Source organism: Pantoea sp. Pa-EAmG (assembly GCF_030024295.1).
GTDB classification, from domain to species: domain Bacteria; phylum Pseudomonadota; class Gammaproteobacteria; order Enterobacterales; family Enterobacteriaceae; genus Pantoea; species Pantoea dispersa.
This window is the reverse complement of the sequence record NZ_JASEWO010000085.1, coordinates 1-19,124: the sequence shown is the minus strand read 5'-3', so window position 1 is coordinate 19,124 and position 19,124 is coordinate 1. Positions and strand designations below refer to the sequence as shown.

General features: G+C 61.7%; 12 protein-coding genes. 11 read left to right on the top strand and 1 reads right to left on the bottom strand.

Annotated features, from left to right (window positions below; genetic code table 11):
* Window positions 1-32 precede the first annotated feature (32 nt).
* The 11 genes from ptsP to recD all read left to right on the top strand — a co-directional run bounded on the left by ptsP (window position 33) and on the right by recD (window position 17,811).
* Entirely contained in the window at window positions 33-2,279 is a 2,247-nt protein-coding gene (gene ptsP, locus QMM04_RS12825; protein ID WP_059011912.1) for a phosphoenolpyruvate--protein phosphotransferase, read from the top strand.
* 112 nt (window positions 2,280-2,391) lie between these two features.
* Window positions 2,392-3,273 (top strand): prolipoprotein diacylglyceryl transferase, encoded by an 882-nt coding sequence (gene lgt / locus QMM04_RS12820; RefSeq protein WP_021506703.1) that lies wholly within the window; start codon window positions 2,392-2,394, stop codon window positions 3,271-3,273.
* A complete protein-coding gene (gene thyA, locus QMM04_RS12815) occupies window positions 3,270-4,064 on the top strand; it encodes a thymidylate synthase (protein WP_021506704.1) in 795 nt (264 codons plus the stop codon). The genes lgt and thyA overlap by 4 nt, the downstream gene beginning before the upstream one ends.
* A gap of 202 nt (window positions 4,065-4,266) precedes the next feature.
* Window positions 4,267-4,737: a prepilin-type N-terminal cleavage/methylation domain-containing protein gene (locus QMM04_RS12810; RefSeq protein ID WP_058757063.1), complete on the top strand. Its 471-nt coding sequence runs from the start codon at window positions 4,267-4,269 to the stop codon at window positions 4,735-4,737.
* The gene (locus QMM04_RS12805) at window positions 4,728-5,267 is read left to right on the top strand and encodes a prepilin peptidase-dependent protein (protein ID WP_058775887.1); all 540 of its coding nucleotides are present in this window, start codon (window positions 4,728-4,730) and stop codon (window positions 5,265-5,267) included. The genes QMM04_RS12810 and QMM04_RS12805 overlap by 10 nt, the downstream gene beginning before the upstream one ends.
* Window positions 5,264-5,692 carry a DUF2509 family protein gene (locus QMM04_RS12800; protein WP_064511411.1) on the top strand — a complete coding sequence of 143 codons (429 nt, stop codon included), beginning with the start codon at window positions 5,264-5,266 and terminating at the stop codon, window positions 5,690-5,692. Before QMM04_RS12805 ends, QMM04_RS12800 begins: the two co-directional genes overlap by 4 nt.
* Window position 5,693: 1 nt before the next feature.
* Window positions 5,694-5,984 carry a prepilin-type N-terminal cleavage/methylation domain-containing protein gene (locus QMM04_RS12795; RefSeq protein WP_230857086.1) on the top strand — a complete coding sequence of 97 codons (291 nt, stop codon included), beginning with the start codon at window positions 5,694-5,696 and terminating at the stop codon, window positions 5,982-5,984.
* Window positions 5,985-6,045: 61 nt separating this feature from the next.
* Entirely contained in the window at window positions 6,046-9,426 is a 3,381-nt protein-coding gene (gene recC / locus QMM04_RS12790) for an exodeoxyribonuclease V subunit gamma (RefSeq protein ID WP_282996294.1), read from the top strand.
* Between the two features lie 107 nt (window positions 9,427-9,533).
* A complete protein-coding gene (gene ptrA, locus QMM04_RS12785; protein WP_278427862.1) occupies window positions 9,534-12,431 on the top strand; it encodes a pitrilysin in 2,898 nt (965 codons plus the stop codon).
* Window positions 12,428-15,967, top strand: coding sequence for an exodeoxyribonuclease V subunit beta (gene recB, locus QMM04_RS12780; RefSeq protein ID WP_282996293.1), 3,540 nt, complete (start codon window positions 12,428-12,430; stop codon window positions 15,965-15,967). The genes ptrA and recB overlap by 4 nt, the downstream gene beginning before the upstream one ends.
* Window positions 15,964-17,811 carry an exodeoxyribonuclease V subunit alpha gene (gene recD / locus QMM04_RS12775; protein WP_058757057.1) on the top strand — a complete coding sequence of 616 codons (1,848 nt, stop codon included), beginning with the start codon at window positions 15,964-15,966 and terminating at the stop codon, window positions 17,809-17,811. Before recB ends, recD begins: the two co-directional genes overlap by 4 nt.
* Window positions 17,812-17,862: 51 nt before the next feature.
* Here the strand turns inward: recD and argA are convergent.
* Window positions 17,863-19,124: amino-acid N-acetyltransferase (gene argA / locus QMM04_RS12770; RefSeq protein WP_282996292.1), on the bottom strand; the 1,262-nt coding region annotated here is incomplete at its 5' end.

Below are 19,124 nucleotides of genomic sequence, written 5' to 3'. Positions count from 1 at the left end.
ATCGACGTAAAAGAGGATAGGCCACGCCCTTTATGCTCACTCAGTTGCGCGAAATTGTAGAAAAAGTGGCGAGTGCACCGCGTCTGAATGAAGCACTCGACATTCTGGTCAACGAAATATGCCTGGCGATGGAGACCGAGGTCTGCTCGGTTTACCTCGCCGATCACGATCGGCGTTGCTACTACCTGATGGCGACGCGCGGCCTGAAAAAGCCGCGCGGCCGCACCGTTACGCTGGCGTTCGACGAAGGTATCGTCGGGCTGGTGGGCCGCCTGGCCGAACCGATCAACCTTGCCGATGCGCAAAGCCATCCCAGTTTTAAATACATTCCCTCCGTAAAAGAAGAGCGCTACCGCTCGTTTCTGGGTGTGCCAATCATCAGCCGGCGTCAACTGCTCGGCGTGCTGGTGGTGCAACAGCGAGAGCATCGTCAGTTCGACGAAAGCGAAGAGTCATTTCTGGTTACGCTGGCCACGCAGATGGCCGCGCTGCTGTCGCAGTCGCAGCTTGGCCAGCTGTTCGGTCAGTTCCGCCAGACGCGCGTCAAAGCGATTGCCGCCGCGCCGGGCGTCGCCGTTGCACCTGGCTGGGTTGATGAAACACAGCCGTTGCTCGACCAGGTGTCCGCCGCCTCTACGCTCGATCCACAGCGTGAACGCGAGCGCCTGATTGTCGCCATGGGCGAGGCGGGCAACGAGTTTCGTCGCTTCAGCAAGCGTTTCGCGGCCAGCGTGCAGAAAGAGAGCGCGGCGATCTTCGATCTCTACTCGCACCTGCTCACCGATGCGCGACTGAAAAAAGATCTGTTTGCCGAGATCGAGCGCGGATCGGTAGCCGAGTGGGCGGTCAAAACGGTGATCGAGAAGTTTGCCGCACAGTTTGCCAGCCTGCAGGATCACTATTTACGCGAGCGCGCCGGGGATCTGCGCGTGCTCGGCCAGCGCCTGCTGTTCCACCTTGACGACACGCTGGTGGGCACCAATGCCTGGCCGGAACGTTTTGTGCTGGTGGCCGATGAACTCACCGCCACCACACTGGCGGAGCTGCCGCAGGAGCGGCTGGCGGGCGTGGTGGTGCGCGATGGCGCAGCCAACTCGCACGCGGCGATCCTCACGCGCGCCATGGGTATTCCGACCGTGATGGGCGCGGATATCCTGCCGTCGCAGCTCAACAAGCGGCTGCTGATCGTGGACGGCTATCGCGGCGAAGTGCTGATCGATCCAGAGCCGGTGCTGGTGCAGGAGTATCAGCGGCTGATCAGCGAAGAGAACGCGCTGAGCAAAATGGCCGAAGATGTGGTGGAGCAGCCCGGCGAGCTGAAAAGCGGCGAGCGCGTGCAGGTGATGCTCAACGCCGGTCTCAGCCCGGAACACGAACAGGCGCTCGACAACTGGGTTGACGGCATCGGCCTGTATCGCACCGAAATTCCGTTCATGCTGCAAAGTGGCTTCCCGTCGGAAGAAGAGCAGGTGGCGCAATATCAGGGCATGCTGCAACTGTTTTACGACAAACCGGTGACGTTGCGCACGCTGGATGTCGGCGCTGACAAACAGCTGCCTTACATGCCGATCAGTGAAGAGAACCCCTGTCTCGGCTGGCGCGGCATTCGTCTGACGCTCGACCAGCCGGAGATCTTCCTGGTGCAGGTGCGCGCCATGCTGCGCGCCAACGTCGCTTCGGGCAACCTGAGCATTCTGCTGCCGATGATCAGTCATATCGACGAGATCGAAGAGGCGCGGCGCCTGATCGATCGCGCCGGTCGCGAAGTGGAAGAGATGCTCGGTTATGCCATTCCGAAACCGCGCATTGGCGTGATGATTGAAGTGCCGTCGATGCTGTTTCTGATCCCGCATCTGGCGCAACGCGTGGACTTTATCTCCGTCGGCACCAACGATCTCACCCAGTATCTGCTGGCGGTCGATCGCAACAATACCCGCGTTGCCAACCTTTACGATTCGCTGCATCCGGCGATGCTGCGGGCGTTGCAAACCATCGCCAATGAAGCCCGCCAGGCCAAACTGGAGCTGTGCCTGTGTGGTGAAATGGCGGGCGATCCGATGTGCGTCGCGCTGCTGGTGGGTCTGGGTTATCACCATCTCAGCATGAACGGCAAGAACATTCCGCGCGTCAAATACCTGCTGCGCCACCTCGATTATGAAGAGGCGCAGAAACTGAGCCAGCAGGGCGTGATGGCGCACACCGCAACGGAAGTGCGCCATCTGGTGTCGGCCTTCATGGAGCGGCGCGGCCTGGGCGGACTGATTCGCGGCGGACGTTAACTGTTTACATTTCTGCGGAAATTGTGAAAAGCGGCTGTGCTATGATGCGCAGCCTTTTATTGTATGGCCCTTTAGCCACGCCCTTTTGCGGGCAGAAAAAACATGGTGAAAGATGACTAACGGCTACATTTCATTTCCCCAATTCGATCCGGTGATCTTCTCCATCGGACCGGTTTCGCTGCACTGGTACGGCCTGATGTATCTGGTAGGCTTTGTGTTTGCTATGTGGCTGGCGGTGCGCCGCGCCAACAAACCCGGTAGCGGCTGGAAAAAAGAAGAAGTTGAAAACCTGCTGTACGCGGGCTTCCTCGGCGTGTTCCTCGGCGGCCGCATCGGCTACGTGCTGTTCTATAACCTGCCGCTGTTCCTCGACAACCCACTCTATCTGTTCAAAGTGTGGGACGGGGGCATGTCATTCCACGGTGGCCTGATTGGGGTGATCGTGGTGATGCTGATCTTCGCCCGCCGTACCAAACGCACCTTCTTCCAGGTCTCTGATTTCATTGCGCCACTGATCCCGTTTGGCCTCGGTGCTGGCCGTCTCGGCAACTTCATCAACGGCGAACTGTGGGGCCGCGTGGCACCTGACTTCAAATTCGCCATGCTGTTCCCGGGTTCGCGCAGCGAAGACCTCGCGCTGGCGGCCAATAACCCGCAGTATCAGGAACTGCTGAACACGTACGGCGTGCTGCCGCGCCATCCGTCACAGCTGTATGAGCTGTGTCTGGAAGGCATCGTGCTGTTTATCATCCTCAACCTGTTTATTCGCAAGCCGCGCCCGATGGGCAGCGTCTCCGGCCTGTTCCTGATTGGCTACGGCGCATTCCGCATTATCGTGGAGTTTTTCCGCCAGCCGGATGCCCAGCTTGGCCTGTTCGAAGGCGGTATCAGTATGGGCCAGATTCTGTCGATCCCGATGATTCTGGCCGGAGTGATTATGATGGTCTGGGCGTATCGTCGTCGCCCGCAGCAACAAACGCGTGAGGTAAAATGAAACAGTATCTGGATTTGATGCAACATGTGCTGAATGAAGGCGCAGAAAAGGCCGACCGTACCGGTACCGGCACGCTCTCCATCTTTGGCCACCAGATGCGTTTCAATTTGCAGGACGGTTTTCCGCTGGTCACCACCAAGAAGGTGCATCTGCGCTCGATCATTCATGAGCTGCTGTGGTTCCTCAAAGGCGACACCAACATCGGCTACCTGAAAGAGAACAAGGTCACCATCTGGGACGAGTGGGCGGATGAAAATGGCGATCTGGGACCGGTCTACGGCAAGCAGTGGCGCAGCTGGGGCAAGGCTTCCGGCGAAGAGATCGATCAAATCAGCAAGGTGATTGAGCAGCTGAAACGCGATCCGGATTCGCGCCGCATTATCGTTTCGGCATGGAACGTCGGTGAGCTGGATCAGATGGCGCTGGCGCCGTGCCACGCGTTTTTCCAGTTCTACGTGGCGAATGGCAAGCTGTCGTGCCAGCTGTACCAGCGTTCGTGCGATATCTTCCTCGGCCTGCCGTTCAATATCGCCAGCTATGCGCTGCTGGTGCATATGGTGGCACAGCAGTGCGATCTTGAGGTGGGCGATTTCGTCTGGACCGGCGGCGATACGCACCTGTACAGCAACCATCTCGAACAGGCGCGACTGCAGCTGACGCGTGAACCGCGACCGCTGCCGAAACTGGTGATTAAGCGTAAGCCCGCGTCGATTTTTGATTACCAGTTCGATGATTTCGAGATCGAAGGCTACGATCCGCATCCGGCGATCAAAGCGCCGGTCGCCGTGTAATCTGCCGCTCTTCAGCATCAGGCCCTGCCATCGCGCAGGGCTTTTTTTTGCCTGGCCTCCGCCCGCTTCTGCGGGGATTTTCTGAATCCGGCGCGCAAAAAAAGGGTGTTGTCTGCACCGGGCATAACTTTCCTGCGGCACGCTTTCCATCTTCTCTGTTTGCCGCTGTTGCTTTTCGTCCGGCAGGCGCAGAGTGCCGGTTATGAACAGAACCCAAAACGCCGGCTTTACGCTGCCGGAACTGCTGCTGGTTATGGTGATTGCCGGTATCCTCAGCATCGCAGCCTTACAGGGCTGGCAGCGCTGGCAACAGTATCAGCAACTGCGTGACAGCGTTCTGCAACTGCAGAGCTTTTTGCTGCGGCTGCGCGCACACGCCAGCTGGCACAACCGCGACCTCAGCCTGTGGCTGCAACCAGGCGAAAACGGCTGCCTCGGCACCGGGCCGCAGCCCGCAGAAGGATGTCAGCTGCCGTCGCGCTGGCTGTTCCGGCCGCCTTATCGCGAAGTGCGCATCACCGCACTGGTCGGCGAGCCGGGCTTTTACGGCCGACGCGATGTGGCCCGGCCCGGCAGTATCGAACTGGAGAGCGCAGCTGGCCGCTGGCGCGTCATCCTCTCCGCCCGGGCGCGCATCCGGGTCTGCCAGCCAGGAGAGAAGGGATGCGAATAGCGCAGGGGGGCTTCAGTCTGCTGGAGATGCTGATCGCCATGGCGATTGGCGCGGTGCTGATGGTCAGCGTCGGCCGCTTTCTGCCGCTGCTGCTGGAACAGAACCTGCGCCTGCAGCAGCGGGTCCAGCTGCAACAGGAGCTGCAGCAGATTGCCGGCTCGCTGGTCAAAGCGCTGCGCCGTGCCGGTTACTGTCACGGTCAGTGCGGCGGTGCGGCGCTCACGCTGGTGAGCGGCGGCAGCTGTGTACTGCTGCGCTGGGACGAAAACAGTAACGGACGCTGGGAAGGCGTCGGTCACAGTGAAAGCGATTATTACGGCTATCGTCTGCGCAACGGACAGCTGGAGATGCAGCGCGGCGTGGATGAGTGCAACAGCAACAGCTGGGAGCGCATCACCGATCCGGCATTCCTCACCCTCAGCACCTTCCGGGTTGAGCGCCAGGGCACGCGGCTGCTGTTGCAGCTGGCCGCCACGGCGGGCCGCCAGCAGGCAGAGCTGACGATAATAGCGGAGGGGCTGAATCTGTGAAGCAGCGCGGCAACAGCACGCTTGGCATGGTGGTGATGTTACTGCTGATGGGCGGGCTCACGCTGCACGCCGCGCGCACGCAGCTGGCGCAGGGCATGGCGCTGGTCGCCGACGAGCAGCAGCATCAGCAGGATTTCTGGCAGGCGCAGGCCGCTTTAACGTGGGGCCGGCAGCAAAACTGGCCACAGGCCGCGGGCTGGCAGTGTCAGACCGCTCAGGCCGACGCGTGGCAAAGCTGTCTGCTGCGGCAGGAGGAGAATCATGGCTTATTATCGGCGCGCGGCACCGGACGCGCGCTCGTGCTCTATCAGTGGGTGTCGCTGCGCAACGGTCAGCTGCAGCCACAGCCGCATGGCTGGATCGACTACTGCCCGCTGGCGAAGGCGGAGCAGTGTCAGCTGCCAGAGGCGACAGCAGGGTTTTAGCCTGGCGGAAACGCTGGTCGCGATGCTGCTGCTGGCGATGACCATCAGCACGCTGCTGCAGTATCATCGCGCACTGGCGCTGGGATTTAGCCAGCAGTGGCAGCAGCGCCAGGCGTGGCAGGTAGCCGGGCAGGCGCTGCTCGGGCGTGATACCGCCGGCTGGCACATTGTGCACCAGCCGCAGAGTTTACCTGGCGGCTGCGTGCTGGATCGCGTTACCGTCACCGGACCCCATCAGCGCACGGCGTCGCTGGCGCGGCTCAATTGCCGCGAAGGTGATGCCGGCGGGTAGGCAGGCCAGACGATTAAGGGTAGAGTGACCGGGCTGCGCTTTCCCTTCTTTAAGGAGTTTTATGTTCCGGGTTTACCACTCCAATCGGTTAGATTTATTGAAAGACTTAGCGGTAGAGCTGATAAAACTCCAGCCGCTGGCCGATCCGCTCGCGGCTGAGCAGGTGCTGGTACAGAGCCCGGGCATGGCGCAGTGGCTGCAGATGGAGCTGGCTAACCGCTTTAACATTGCCGCCAACATCGATTTTCCGCTGCCCGCCAGCTTTATCTGGAGCATGTTCGTTAAAGTGCTGCCGGATATCCCGGAAGAGAGCGCTTTCACCAAAGCCAGCATGAGCTGGAAGCTGATGCACCGGCTGCCGGTGCTGCTGGAGCAGGAGGCGTTTCAGCCGCTGCGCAGCTATCTGCATGACGACGACGATCAGCGCAAACTCTACCAGCTCAGCGCGCGTGTGGCGGATCTGTTCGACCAGTATCTGGTCTACCGCTCCGACTGGCTGAACCGCTGGGAGCGCGGCGAACAGGTGGACGGGCTGAGCGATGCTCAGCAGTGGCAGGCGGCGCTGTGGCGCGATCTGGTCGAATTCACGCGCAGCCTCGGTCAGCCGATGTGGCATCGTGCCAACCTCTATGCACGGTTTATTCAGGCGCTGGAGCAGGCGTCAACGCCGCCGCCGGGGCTGCCGCAGCGCGTCTTCATCTGCGGTATCTCTGCGCTGCCGCCGGTTTATCTGCAGGCGCTGGAAGCGCTGGGCCGCCACATTGATATTCACCTGCTGTTTACCAATCCCTGTCGTCACTACTGGGGCGACATTCAGGATTACGCCTTCCTCGCGAAGCTGCAGAGCCGCCAGCGGCTGCGCCTGCATTCGCAGGAGACGCAGCCGCTGTTCCGCGATCCGGATGCCGCGCCAGCGCTGTTTAACGAACTGGGCGAGCAGCAGCTGACCAATCCACTGCTGGCCTCGTGGGGCAAGCTGGGCCGTGACAACCTGTTTCTGCTGAGCCAGATGGAGTCAGCCGCCAACGACATCGATGCGTTTGTGGAGATGTCACCGGATAATCTGTTGCACTGCCTGCAGGCCGATCTGCTCAATCTTGACGATCGCGCGGTGATTGGGCTCAGCGCTGGCGAGCTGGCCGACAGCATGGACAAGCGCCGGCTCGATCCGCACGATCGTTCCATCACGCTGCAGGTGTGTCACAGCGCCCAGCGTGAAGTGGAAGTGCTACAGGATCACCTGCTGGCGCTGATGGAAGCCGATCCGGAGCTGAAGCCGCGCGATATCATCGTCATGGTGGCAGACATCGACAGCTACGCGCCTTTCATTCAGGCGGCTTTTGCCAGTGCGCCGCCTGAGCGCTATCTGCCGTTCGCCATTTCTGACCGGCGCGCCAGTCAGGCGCATCCGGCCATCCTCGCGCTGCTCAGCCTGCTGGCACTGCCGGACAGTCGCTTTGCCTCAGAAGAGGTGCTGGCGCTGCTCGAGGTGCCGGCGCTGGCACAGCGTTTCTCCGTAGAGGAGAGCGGCCTGCGCCTGCTGCGCCGCTGGGTGATGGAATCCGGCATCCGCTGGGGACTGGATGACGCCAGCGTGGAAGCGCTGGCGCTGCCGGTCACCGGCCAGCACACCTGGCGCTTCGGCCTGCAGCGTATGCTGCTGGGCTACGCGCTGGAAAGCCGCAACGGTGACTGGCAGGGCATTCTGCCGTATGACGAATCCAGCGGCCTGATCGCCGAGCTGGCGGGCCATCTGGCCGAGCTGCTGGCGCGGCTCGACAGCTGGCGCACGCGCCTTGCGCAGACGCGCGCCCTGGCCGAGTGGCTGCCGCTGTGCCGTGAGCTGATCGACAGCTTCTTCAGCGGCGATGCCGACAGCGAGGCGGCGCTGCTGCTGGTGGAAACGCAGTGGCAGGAGATCATTGAACAGGGGATGCAGGCCGCCTATCAGCAGCCGATTCCGGTCACGCTGCTGCGCGATGAGCTGCGTTCGCGCCTCGATCAGCAGCGCATCAGCCAGCGTTTCCTGGCCGGGCCGATCAACTTCTGTACGCTGATGCCGATGCGCTCCATCCCGTTTAAAGTGGTGTGCCTGCTGGGCATGAACGACGGCGTGTATCCTCGCACCCTGGCGCCGCTCGGTTTTGACCTGATGCAGCAACAGACGCGGAAAGGCGATCGCAGCCGGCGTGATGATGACCGCTATCTGTTCCTTGAAGCGCTGATCTCGGCGCAGCAGCAGCTGTACATCAGCTACATTGGCCGGGCGATTCAGGACAACACCGAGCGCTATCCCTCGGTGCTGGTGACTGAACTGGTGGATTATCTGGCGCAAAGCTTCTGTCTGCCGGGCGATGAAGCCTGTGAGCCGGACGTCAGTGAGCAGCGGGTGCGGGCACATTTGCAACGCCTGCACAGCCGCATGCCGTTTGCGGCGGAAAATTTCCAGCCGGGAAGCCACGTGCAGAGCTTCGCCGCAGAATGGTTGCCGGCGGCGACCGGCAGCGGCGTGGCGCAGCCCGGGTTTGTCCAGCCGCTGCCGGTTCAGCCGCTGACCACGCTGTCGCTGGAGCAGCTGCTGCGCTTCTGGCGTCATCCGGTGCGGGCGTGGTTCCAGCAGCGCCTCGGCGTGGCTTTCTGGATGGAGGAGAGCGAGCTGCCGGACAGCGAACCGTTCGCACCGGACAGCCTGGAGCGCTATCAGATCAACGCTGAACTGCTCAATACGCTGGTCAACGGTGACGATCCGGCCCAGCTGTATGCGCACCATCGCGCCGCCGGTAATCTGCCTTACGGCGCCTTCGGGGAACTTTTCTGGCAAAGCCAGACCGAAGAGATGCAGGAGGTGGCGGCGGAAGTGAGCGCGCAGCGGCTGCCGGCGGAGAGCTGGGAAGTCAACCTGACGCTGGGCGCAACGCAGTTGACCGGCTGGCTGACTCAGGTGCAAGCTGATGGGCTGCTACGCTGGCGTCCGGGCGTGCTCAACATCAACGATGGCCTGCTGCTGTGGCTGGAACATCTGGTGTATTGTGCGCTGGGCGGCAACGGCACCAGCCGCATGTGCGGGCGCAAACAGAGCCGCTGGCGCTTCGCGGCGGTGGCTCCCGCCCAGGCGCAGGCGCAGCTGGCTGAATATGTGGCCGCCTGTGAGGCGGGTCTGGCGCAGCCGCTGCTGCTGCTGAATAAATCCGGCGGCGCCTGGCTGGACGCCAGCTTTGACAGCAAATCCGGCCAGCTTCAGGAAGATGACGCTACGCAGAAAAAGGCGCTCAACAAGCTGTTGCAGGCGTGGCAGGGCGGCTACCAGGTTGAAGGCGAAGGCAGCGATCCCTATCTGCAGCGCCTGTGCCGCACGCTGGACGAGCCGACGCAGCAGCAGATCATCGCTGCGGCGCGTCAGTGGTATTTGCCGGTGCGCCTCGCGCATCAGGATGATGAATAGCAACGGAAGTGCGGCCTGTACCTTGGCAGCCACCGTCTTATAAGAAAGTGTTTGAGTATCCCGACCGGCGCAACGCCGGCGGATAAGGGTAACGTTAAGGGGTTGAAATGCGGATTTACGCACGCTGGATAGGAGCGCTGCTGCTGAGCATGCTGGCGCTGAATGCCTTTGCCGACGACGGGCGCGGCTGGCAGCCGATTGATGAAACTATCCGCAAGAGCGATCACGATCCGCGCAGTTATCAGGCCATTACCCTGAGCAACGGCATGACGGTGCTGCTGGTGTCGGATGCTGCCGCGCCGAAATCGCTGGCAGCGCTGACGTTACCGATCGGTTCTCTGGACGATCCCGACAGTCAACTGGGTCTGGCACACTATCTGGAACACATGGTGCTGATGGGGTCAAAAAATTATCCGCAGCCGGATAACCTGGCGGAGTTTCTCAAGAAGCACGGTGGCAGCCACAATGCCAGCACAGCCTCGTACCGCACCGCGTTTTACCTGGAAGTTGAAAACGATGCGCTGCAACCGGCGGTGGATCGTCTGGCGGATGCGATTGCGCAACCCCTGCTCGACCCGACCAACGCGGACCGCGAGCGGCATGCGGTTAACGCTGAGCTGACGATGGCACGCTCGCGCGATGGGCTGCGTATGGCGCAGGTTGGCGCGGAAACCCTCAACCCGGCGCACCCCGGCTCGCGCTATTCGGGCGGTAACCTTGATACCCTGAGTGACAAACCCGACAGCAACCTGCATCAGGCGCTGCTCGACTTCTATCACCGCCACTATTCGGCGAATCTGATGAAAGCGGTGATTTACAGTAACAAACCGCTGCCGGAGATGGCGACGATCGCTGCCGAGACCTTTGGTCGCGTTGCCAATCATCAGGCCAGCGTGCCGGACATTACCGTGCCGGTGGTCACCGATGCGCAGAAAGGCATCATCATTCATTACGTCCCAGCGCAGCCGCGCAAGCAGCTGAAAATTGAGTTTCGCATCGCCAACGACAGCGACCAGTTCCGCAGCAAAACCGACACCTTAATCAGCTATCTGCTGGGCAACCGCAGCAAAAATACCCTGAACGACTGGTTGCAGCAGCAGGGACTGGCGGATGGCGTCAATGCCGGCGCGGATCCGATGACCGAGCGCAACAGCGGCGTGTTTGCCATCTCGGTTTCGCTGACCGACAAAGGTCTGGCGCAGCGCGATCGCGTGGTGGCTGCAGTATTCAGCTACCTTGATATGCTGCGCAAACAAGGCATCGACAAGCGCTATTTCGATGAAGTTGCGCACGTGCTGGCGCTGGATTTCCGCTATCCATCAATTACCCGCGATATGGATTACATTGAGTGGCTGGTGGATACCATGCTGCGCGTGCCGGTGACGCACACGCTGGATGCGCCTTATCTAGCCGACCGCTATGATGCGGCCGCGATCAGCGCCCGTCTGGCTGAGATGACGCCGCAGAACGCCCGCATCTGGTACATCAGTCCCGCTGAGCCGCACAACAAACAGGCTTACTTTGTGAATGCGCCTTATCAGGTGGATAAAATCAGCGCCGCGCAGTTTAGCGACTGGCAGCAGCAGGCGCAGCAGATTCCGCTGTCGCTGCCGACCCTGAATCCCTACATTCCGTCGGATTTCTCCCTCATCCCGTCTGACGGTAAGCATTACGATCATCCGGTGGCGCTGACCAATGGCGACAGCATGCGCATCTACTGGATGCCGAGCCAGTTCTACGCCAGCGAGCCGAAGGCCGCTATTACGCTCGCACTGCGAAACAAATCCGCGATCAGCGATGCGCGCCAGCAGGTGTTGTTTGGACTCAACGACTACCTCTCCAGCCTGGCGCTGGATGAGCTGAATTCGCAGGCTTCGGTGGGCGGCATCAGCTTCTCTACCGGTGAGGACGACGGGCTGGTGTTCAATGCCAGCGGCTTCACCCAGCGCCTGCCGGAGCTGCTGAAAAAGCTGGTTGAAGGCTACGCCAGCTTCCAGCCGGATGCGCAGCAGCTCGAGCAGGCGAAATCCTGGTATCTGGATCGGCTGGAAGCAGCGGAAAAGGGCAAAGCGTTTGAACAGGCGATTCAGCCGATGCAAATGCTGTCCCAGCTGCCTTATACCCAGCGTGAGGCGCGACGCCAGCTGGTGAAACAGATCACGCTGCAGGAGGTGATGGATTACCGCGATGCGCTGATCCAGCACGCCACGCCGGAAATGATGGTGGTCGGCAACCTGTCGGCCGATCGCGTCAGGCAGCTGGGCGAAGAGCTTAAACAGCAGCTGCACAGCACGGGGCACGGTTACTGGCACAGCAATTATGTGGTGGTGGATAAGCCGATCAAAGCCAACCTGCAGAAAACCGGCAGCAGCACCGACTCAGCGCTGGCGACGCTGTATGTGCCGCTCGGCTACAGCGAGTATCAAAGTATGGCTAACAGCACCATGCTGAGCCAGATTGTGCAGCCGTGGTTCTACAATCAGCTGCGCACCGAGGAGCAGCTGGGCTATGCGGTGTTCGCTTATCAGATGCCGATTGGTCGCCAGTGGGGCATTGGCTTCCTGCTGCAAAGCAACAGTAAACCGCCCGCTTATCTGCTGCAGCGTTTCCAGGCGTTCTATCCGCAGGCGGAACAGCGTCTGCGCAGCATGAAAGCGGAGGATTTCGCCCAGTATCAGCAGGCACTGATCAACGACCTGAAACAGCGTCCGCAAACGCTGGATGAAGAGGCCAACCGCTACAGCCGTGATTTCAATCGCCAGAACTTCGCGTTTGATACGCGCGAAAAAGCCATTGCGCAAATTCAGCAGCTGACACCGGCCAGCCTGGCTGACTTTTTCCATCAGGCCGTGCTGGCGCAGCAGGGCATGGCGATGATCTCGCAGATTGGCGGCAGTCACGATGGCACCCACGATGCGGATTACGCGCCGCTGCCGGGCTTTACCACCTGGGATGAAGTCGCCCGGCTGCAGCAGTCGCTCTCCGTGAAGAGTGATGCGCCATGAGTCAGCGCCCTGAATCGCTCAATCCCCTGACGCTGCCGCTGCAGGGTGAGCGTCTGATTGAGGCCTCCGCCGGCACCGGTAAGACCTTTACCATTGGTCTGCTCTACCTGCGTTTGCTGCTGGGACTTGGCGGACCGAATGCTTATGCGCGTCCGCTGTCGGTGGAAGAGATTCTGGTGGTGACCTTTACCGAAGCCGCCACCGCCGAACTGCGCGGCCGTATCCGGGAAAATATTCATGAGCTGCGGCTGGCCTGTCTGCGCGGCATCAGCGCAAATCCGATGCTGATGCAGCTGCTGGCCGACATTGCCCAGCCCGCTGAGGCGGCCTCGCTGCTGCTGGCAGCGGAACGTCAGATGGACGAGGCGGCGATCTTCACCATTCACGGCTTCTGCCAGCGCATGCTCAATCTCAATGCGTTTGAGTCCGGTATGCTGTTCGAGCAGCAGCTGATTGAAGATGAACAGCAGCTGTTGCGTCAGGCGACGGCGGATTTCTGGCGGCGCCATTGCTATCCGCTGACGCTGGATATTGCGCGCGTCATCGTTGCGGAATGGAGCGGGCCGGAACAGCTATTGTCGACGCTGCGCCCGTGGCTGCAGGGCGAGTCGCCCAGCCTGCGTCTGGCGCCGCACGACAGTGAAACCCTGACATCGCGCCACAGCAGCAACCTGGCGCGTATTGCCGAAATGAAAGCGCAGTGGCGCGCGCTGGGCGAAGAGGTGCTGACGCTGGTCGGGCAGTCTGATGTCGATAAGCGCAGCTACAGCAGCAAAAACCTGCCGCTGTGGGTCAGCAAAGTCAGCGCCTGGGCGCAGAGCGAGACCGCGGATTACCAGATTCCCGCCGAGCTGGCGCGTTTCGGTCAGCAGGTGCTCAATGAAAAAACCAAAAAGGGCGCGCCACCGCAGCACCCGTTGTTTGCTGCCATTGATACGTTCCTGGCGCAGCCGCTGTCGCTGCGCGATTTGATGATTGCACGCGCGCTGGTGGAGGTGCGTCACGCGGTGCGTAAAGAGAAACGCCTGCAGGCGCTGCTGGGGTTTGACGATCTGCTGAGCCGGCTGGACGAGGCGCTGCAACAGCCCGGCGGCGAGCAGCTGGCGCAGGCGATTCGCCAGCGCTTTCCGGTGGCGCTGATTGACGAATTCCAGGATACCGACCCGCTGCAGTACCGTATTTTCCGCACGCTCTATTTACAGCAGCCGCAGCATGCGCTGCTGCTGATTGGCGACCCGAAACAGGCAATCTACGCCTTCCGTGGTGCGGACATCTTTACCTATATTCGCGCGCGCGGTGAAGTTCACGCGCACTACACGCTGGATACCAACTGGCGCTCGTCACCGGCGATGGTGGAGAGCGTCAATCAGCTGTTTATGCGCCAGCCCGCCCCGTTTCTGTTTGCGGACATCCCGTTTCTGCCGGTCAATGCCGCGCCGCCCAATCAGCGTTTGTCGCTGAGTATCGACGGCGAGGAACAGGCCGCGCTGCGCTTCTGGCTACAGCCGGGCGCAGGCTGCAGCGTCAGCGAATACCAGCAGCTGATGGCGCAGCAGTGCGCCGCCGATATCAGCCGCTGGCTGCAGGCGGGTCAGCAACAGCGCGCGCTGCTGGGCAAAACGCCTGACCAGCGGCCGGTGCAGGCCTCGGACATTACCGTACTGGTGCGCAGCCGGAACGAAGCCAATCTGATTCGCGCCGCGCTCAATCAGCTCGGCATCCCTTCGGTGTATCTCTCCAACCGCGACAGCGTGTATACCACGCCCGAGGCGCGAGAACTGCTGTGGCTGTTGCAGGCGATCCTCGCGCCCGAGCAGGAGCGGATGCTGCGCACCGCGCTGGCCACGTCGCTGTTTGCCTTTGATGCCGCGCAGCTGGACGCGCTGGATCAGGATGCACGCGGCTGGGATGCGCTGGTGGATACCTTTGCCCGCTGGCAGCAATTGTGGCACCAGCGTGGCGTACTGCCGATGCTGCGTCAGCTGATGCTGGAGCGCCAGCTGGCAGAAAACCTGCTGGCCTCAGAGAATGGCGAGCGTCGCCTGACCGATCTGCTGCACCTCGGCGAACTGCTGCAGGAGGCGGCGGCCCAGCTCGACAGTCCGCACGCGCTGGTGCGTTATCTGGCGCAGCAAATTGCCCGACCGGACAGCCAGTCGGCCAGCCAGCAGCTGCGGCTGGAGAGCGACCGCCACCTGGTGCAGATTGTCACTATCCATAAATCCAAGGGGTTACAGTATCCGCTGGTGTGGCTGCCGTTTGCCGCCGGTTTCCGCGAGGCCGATATCGCGCTCTATCACGACCGCGAGCATTACAACGCGGTGCTGGATTTGCAGAATGATGAGCAAAGTCTGGCGCTGGCAGAGCAGGAGCGGCTGGCAGAGGATTTACGCCTGCTGTACGTGGCGCTGACGCGTTCGGTGTATCACTGCAGCGTCGGAGTGGCACCGCTGTTTCGCGGCACGCGCAAGAAAGAGGGCGAGAGCGATTTACATAAAAGCGCGCTGGGTTTCCTGCTGCAGCGCGGCGAGCCGGCCACCGCAGAACAGCTGGCGAGTTTACTGCACGACATCAGCGTGACCGGAACCGAAGTGGTGCTGGCGCAGCCGCAGGGCCATGAACGCTGGCAGGCGCTGGACGAGGTTGACGATGAGCTGGATGCGCGCAGCGTCACGCGCGCGCTGGCCGATCCGTGGCGTGTCACCAGCTACTCCGGGCTGCAGCAGCACGGCAGTCACCGTCTGCTGGATGTAATGCCGGGCTTCGATGCGGAAGCGGTCGGGGAAGATCGCGAGGCGGAAGTGCTGGAAGCCGCGCTGACGCCGCACCATTTCCCGCGTGGCGCAGCGCCCGGGACTTTCCTGCATACGCTGTTTGAATCGCTCGACTTCACCCAGCCGCCGTCAGCGCCGCAGCTGGAACAGCAGTTGCAGCAGAGCGGCTATCTGCGGCACTGGCAGCCGATGCTGAGCGAGTGGATTACCCGCGTGGTGAACACGCCGCTCAACACTGAAGGGATCCGGCTGAGCGACATCACACCGGGCAATCGCCTGATCGAGATGGAGTTCTATCTGCCGATTGATGGACTGCTGACGGCACCGGCGCTGGACGCGTTGATGCGGCAGGATCCGCTGTCGCGTCAGGCGCCGCCGCTCGACTTCCGTCAGGTGCAGGGCATGCTGAAAGGCTTCATCGACCTGGTATTTCGCTGGCAGGGCAAATACTATCTGCTGGATTACAAATCTAACTGGCTGGGCGAGAGCCATCAGGCATACACACCGCAGGCGATGGCGCAGGCGATGATCGACCACCGTTACGATTTGCAGTATCAGCTGTATACGCTGGCGCTGCATCGCTATTTGCAGCACCGCCTGACGGATTACGATTATGAACAGCATTTTGGCGGCGTATTCTATCTGTTTTTACGCGGCATGGATGGCAGCTCGCCGGATAACGGGGTGTTCCATACCCGACCGACGTCAGATTTCGTTTCACAACTGGATAGCCTGTTTCGCGGGCCGGGAGCAGCAGCATGAGTAGCATGAGTACGCTATTGGCACAGGCGGCAGAACTGCGCCTGCTGCGGGCGCTGGATATTCAGTTTGCCCGGCTGCTGGCCGACGACGATCGGCCCGCGCATCTGCTGGCGGCTGCCTGTCTCAGCGCGGAAGCCGGTGACGGTCACGTCTGCCTGCCGTTGTCGCAGCTTACCCGCGAAGGGCTGTTCAGCGGTCGTCATCCGGAGCTGGCGCACGCCATCTGGCAGGCCGCCGGCGAGCCGCAGGACTGGCCGACGCTGCTGGCGGACTGGCAGGCGCTCAGCGCCAGCGATCGCCCGGCGCCGGTGGTGCTGCGTGATAACCGGCTCTATCTGCACCGGCTCTGGCATCACGAAGGGGAAGTGGCGCGCTTCTTCCAGCCACAGGCGGCGCCGCAGCTGTTTGCGCCCGAACAGGTGCGCAGCGTGCTGGATACCTTTTTCGGCAGCCAGCCTGAGGACTGGCAGAAAATTGCGGCGGCGGTGGCGCTGACGCAAAAAACTGCGGTGATCTCCGGCGGGCCCGGCACCGGCAAAACCACCACGGTGGCGAAGCTGCTGGCGGCGCTGATTCGCCTCAGTGAGGGAACCCTGCGCATTCAGCTGGCCGCGCCTACCGGCAAGGCGGCGGCGCGGCTCACCGAGTCGCTGGGTAAGGCGCTGCGCAGTCTCGACGTCAGCGATGCGGAGCGCCAGCGTTTTCCGGCAGAAGCCACCACGCTGCACCGTTTACTCGGTGCCCAGCCGGAGACGCAGCGCCTGCGCTACCACGCCGGTAATCCGCTGCATCTCGACGTGCTGGTGGTCGATGAAGCCTCAATGGTCGATCTTGGCATGATGGCAAACCTGATCGCCGCGCTGCCCGCTCACGCGCGGGTGATTTTTCTCGGCGATCGCGACCAGCTGGCCTCGGTTGAAGCCGGTGCGGTACTCGGGGATATCTGCCGCTGTGCTGAGGCGGGCTACAGTCCGGTGCGCGCGCTGCAGCTCACCACGCTGACCGGCTGCGAGGTTGCCGGCACCGATGATGCGGTGGCCCCGGCGGTGCGTGATGCCATCTGCCTGCTGCGCAAAAGCTACCGTTTCGCGGCGCACTCCGGCATCGGTCAGCTGGCTGCGGCGGTCAACGCCGGCGAAGCGCAGGCGGTCGAGGCGGCCTTTCAGGCGGGCTTCAGCGATATCGTGCGCCAGCCGCTCAACGATGCCGAAGCGTATCAGGCGATGCTGACGCAGATTGCCGAAGGCTATCGGCCATTTCTCCAGCTGATTAACCAGCGTGCCGCACCGGCCGAGGTGATTGCTGCGTTTGGCCGTTATCAGCTGCTGTGCGCCCTGCGCGAAGGGCCATTTGGCGTGCAGGGGCTCAATCAGCGTATTGAGCACAAGCTGATGCAGCTGCAGCTGATTCGGCGTCCGGCAGGGGGCAGCCGCTGGTATCAGGGACGTCCGGTGATGGTGACGCGTAACGACAGCGCGCTTGGCCTGTTCAATGGTGATATCGGCATTACGCTGTTCGATGAGGAAGGGCTGCTCAAGGTGTTTTTCCCGCTGCCTGATGGCAGCATCAAAGCGGTACAGCCAAGTCGCCTGCCGGCCCATGACACGGCATGGGCGATGACGGTGCACAAATCACAGGGTTCAGAGTTTGACCACACCGCGCTGGTGATGCCGGCTCAGTTCCTGCCGGTACTGACGCGCGAGCTGATTTACACCGCCATTACCCGGGCGCGCAGCCAGCTAACGCTGTTCAGTGATGAAGCGGTGTTCCGGCGCGCGGTGCAGCTGCGCACGCAGCGGCGCAGCGGGCTGCTGGATCGCTTAGGGGGAGAAGAGGGCAGATGATTGCGCCGCCGCGGGGACTTTCCCTCGGCGGCGCGTAAGGTGCGCTGGCGCTTAGCGTAAGTCTGCCATCAGCACTTTGGAACGACGCTGATAGTTGTACATCTGCTTTTTGCTTTCAGGCAGCGACTCAATATCCACCGGCGTGAAGCCGCGCTCCTGGAACCAGTGGATGCTGCGCGTGGTCAGCACGAACAGCTTCTTCAGCCCCATCTGCCGTGCCTGTAGCGCCACGCGCTCCAGCAGCAGCTCGCCGCGTGACGAGCTGCGATAGTCGGGGTGCACCGCCACGCAGGCCATCTCGCCGATTTGCTCGTCCGGGAACGGATAGAGCGCTGCGCAGGCGATGGTCATGTTGTCGCGCTGAATAATGGTGAATTTGTCGATCTCCATCTCCAGCTGCTCGCGCGAACGGCGCACCAGAATGCCCTGCTGCTCCAGCGGACGAATCAGTTCAAGGATCCCGCCGATGTCGTTGATGTTGGCGCGGCGAATCTGCTCGGCCGACTCCATGACAATCTGCGTACCGATACCGTCACGCGAGAACAGTTCCTGCAGCAGTGCGCCATCTTCCTGATAGCTGATCAGATGGCTGCGGCGCACGCCGCTGCGGCAGGCTTTGACCGCGCCACGCAGGAAACGCACGGTGCCGGAGAGAAAATCACCGTCGCTCTCCATTTCATCAATCCGCGTCTGCGCCTCGTTCGGGAACAGCTCGGAAATGATGGTGCCTTCGCGGTCGGTTACACCCTGTTCGGAGCAGAAACCGATCATCTTCTCGGCTTTCAGCTTAATCGCCAGCTGCGTCGCCACCTCTTCCGAGGTCAGGTTAAAGCTTTCGCCGGTCACCGAGACCGCTACCGGACCCAGCAGCACAATGGCATTGTTATCCAGCTGACGATGGATCGCCTCTTCGTCAATCCGGCGGATGCGGCCGCTGTGGCAGTAATCGACGCCGTCATCCACGCCCAGCGGCTGAGCGATGATGAAGTTACCGCTCACTACATTAATATGCGCGCCCTGCAGCGGTGTATTATTCAGGCTCATCGACAGACGCGCCGTAATATCGAGCTGTAAACGCCCGGCCGCCTGCTTCACCAGCTCCAGCGATTGGGCATCGGTCACGCGGGTGTGTTTGTGATAAATCGGCTCCAGCTGCTGCTGCGCGAGGCTGGCATCGATCTGCGGCCGTGCGCCATAAACCACCACCAGGCGAATGCCGAGACTATGCAACAGGCCGATATCGTTAACGATGCTGGAGAAGTTCTCATGCTCGATGGCCTCGCCACCCAGCATAATGACAAAGGTCTTGTCAC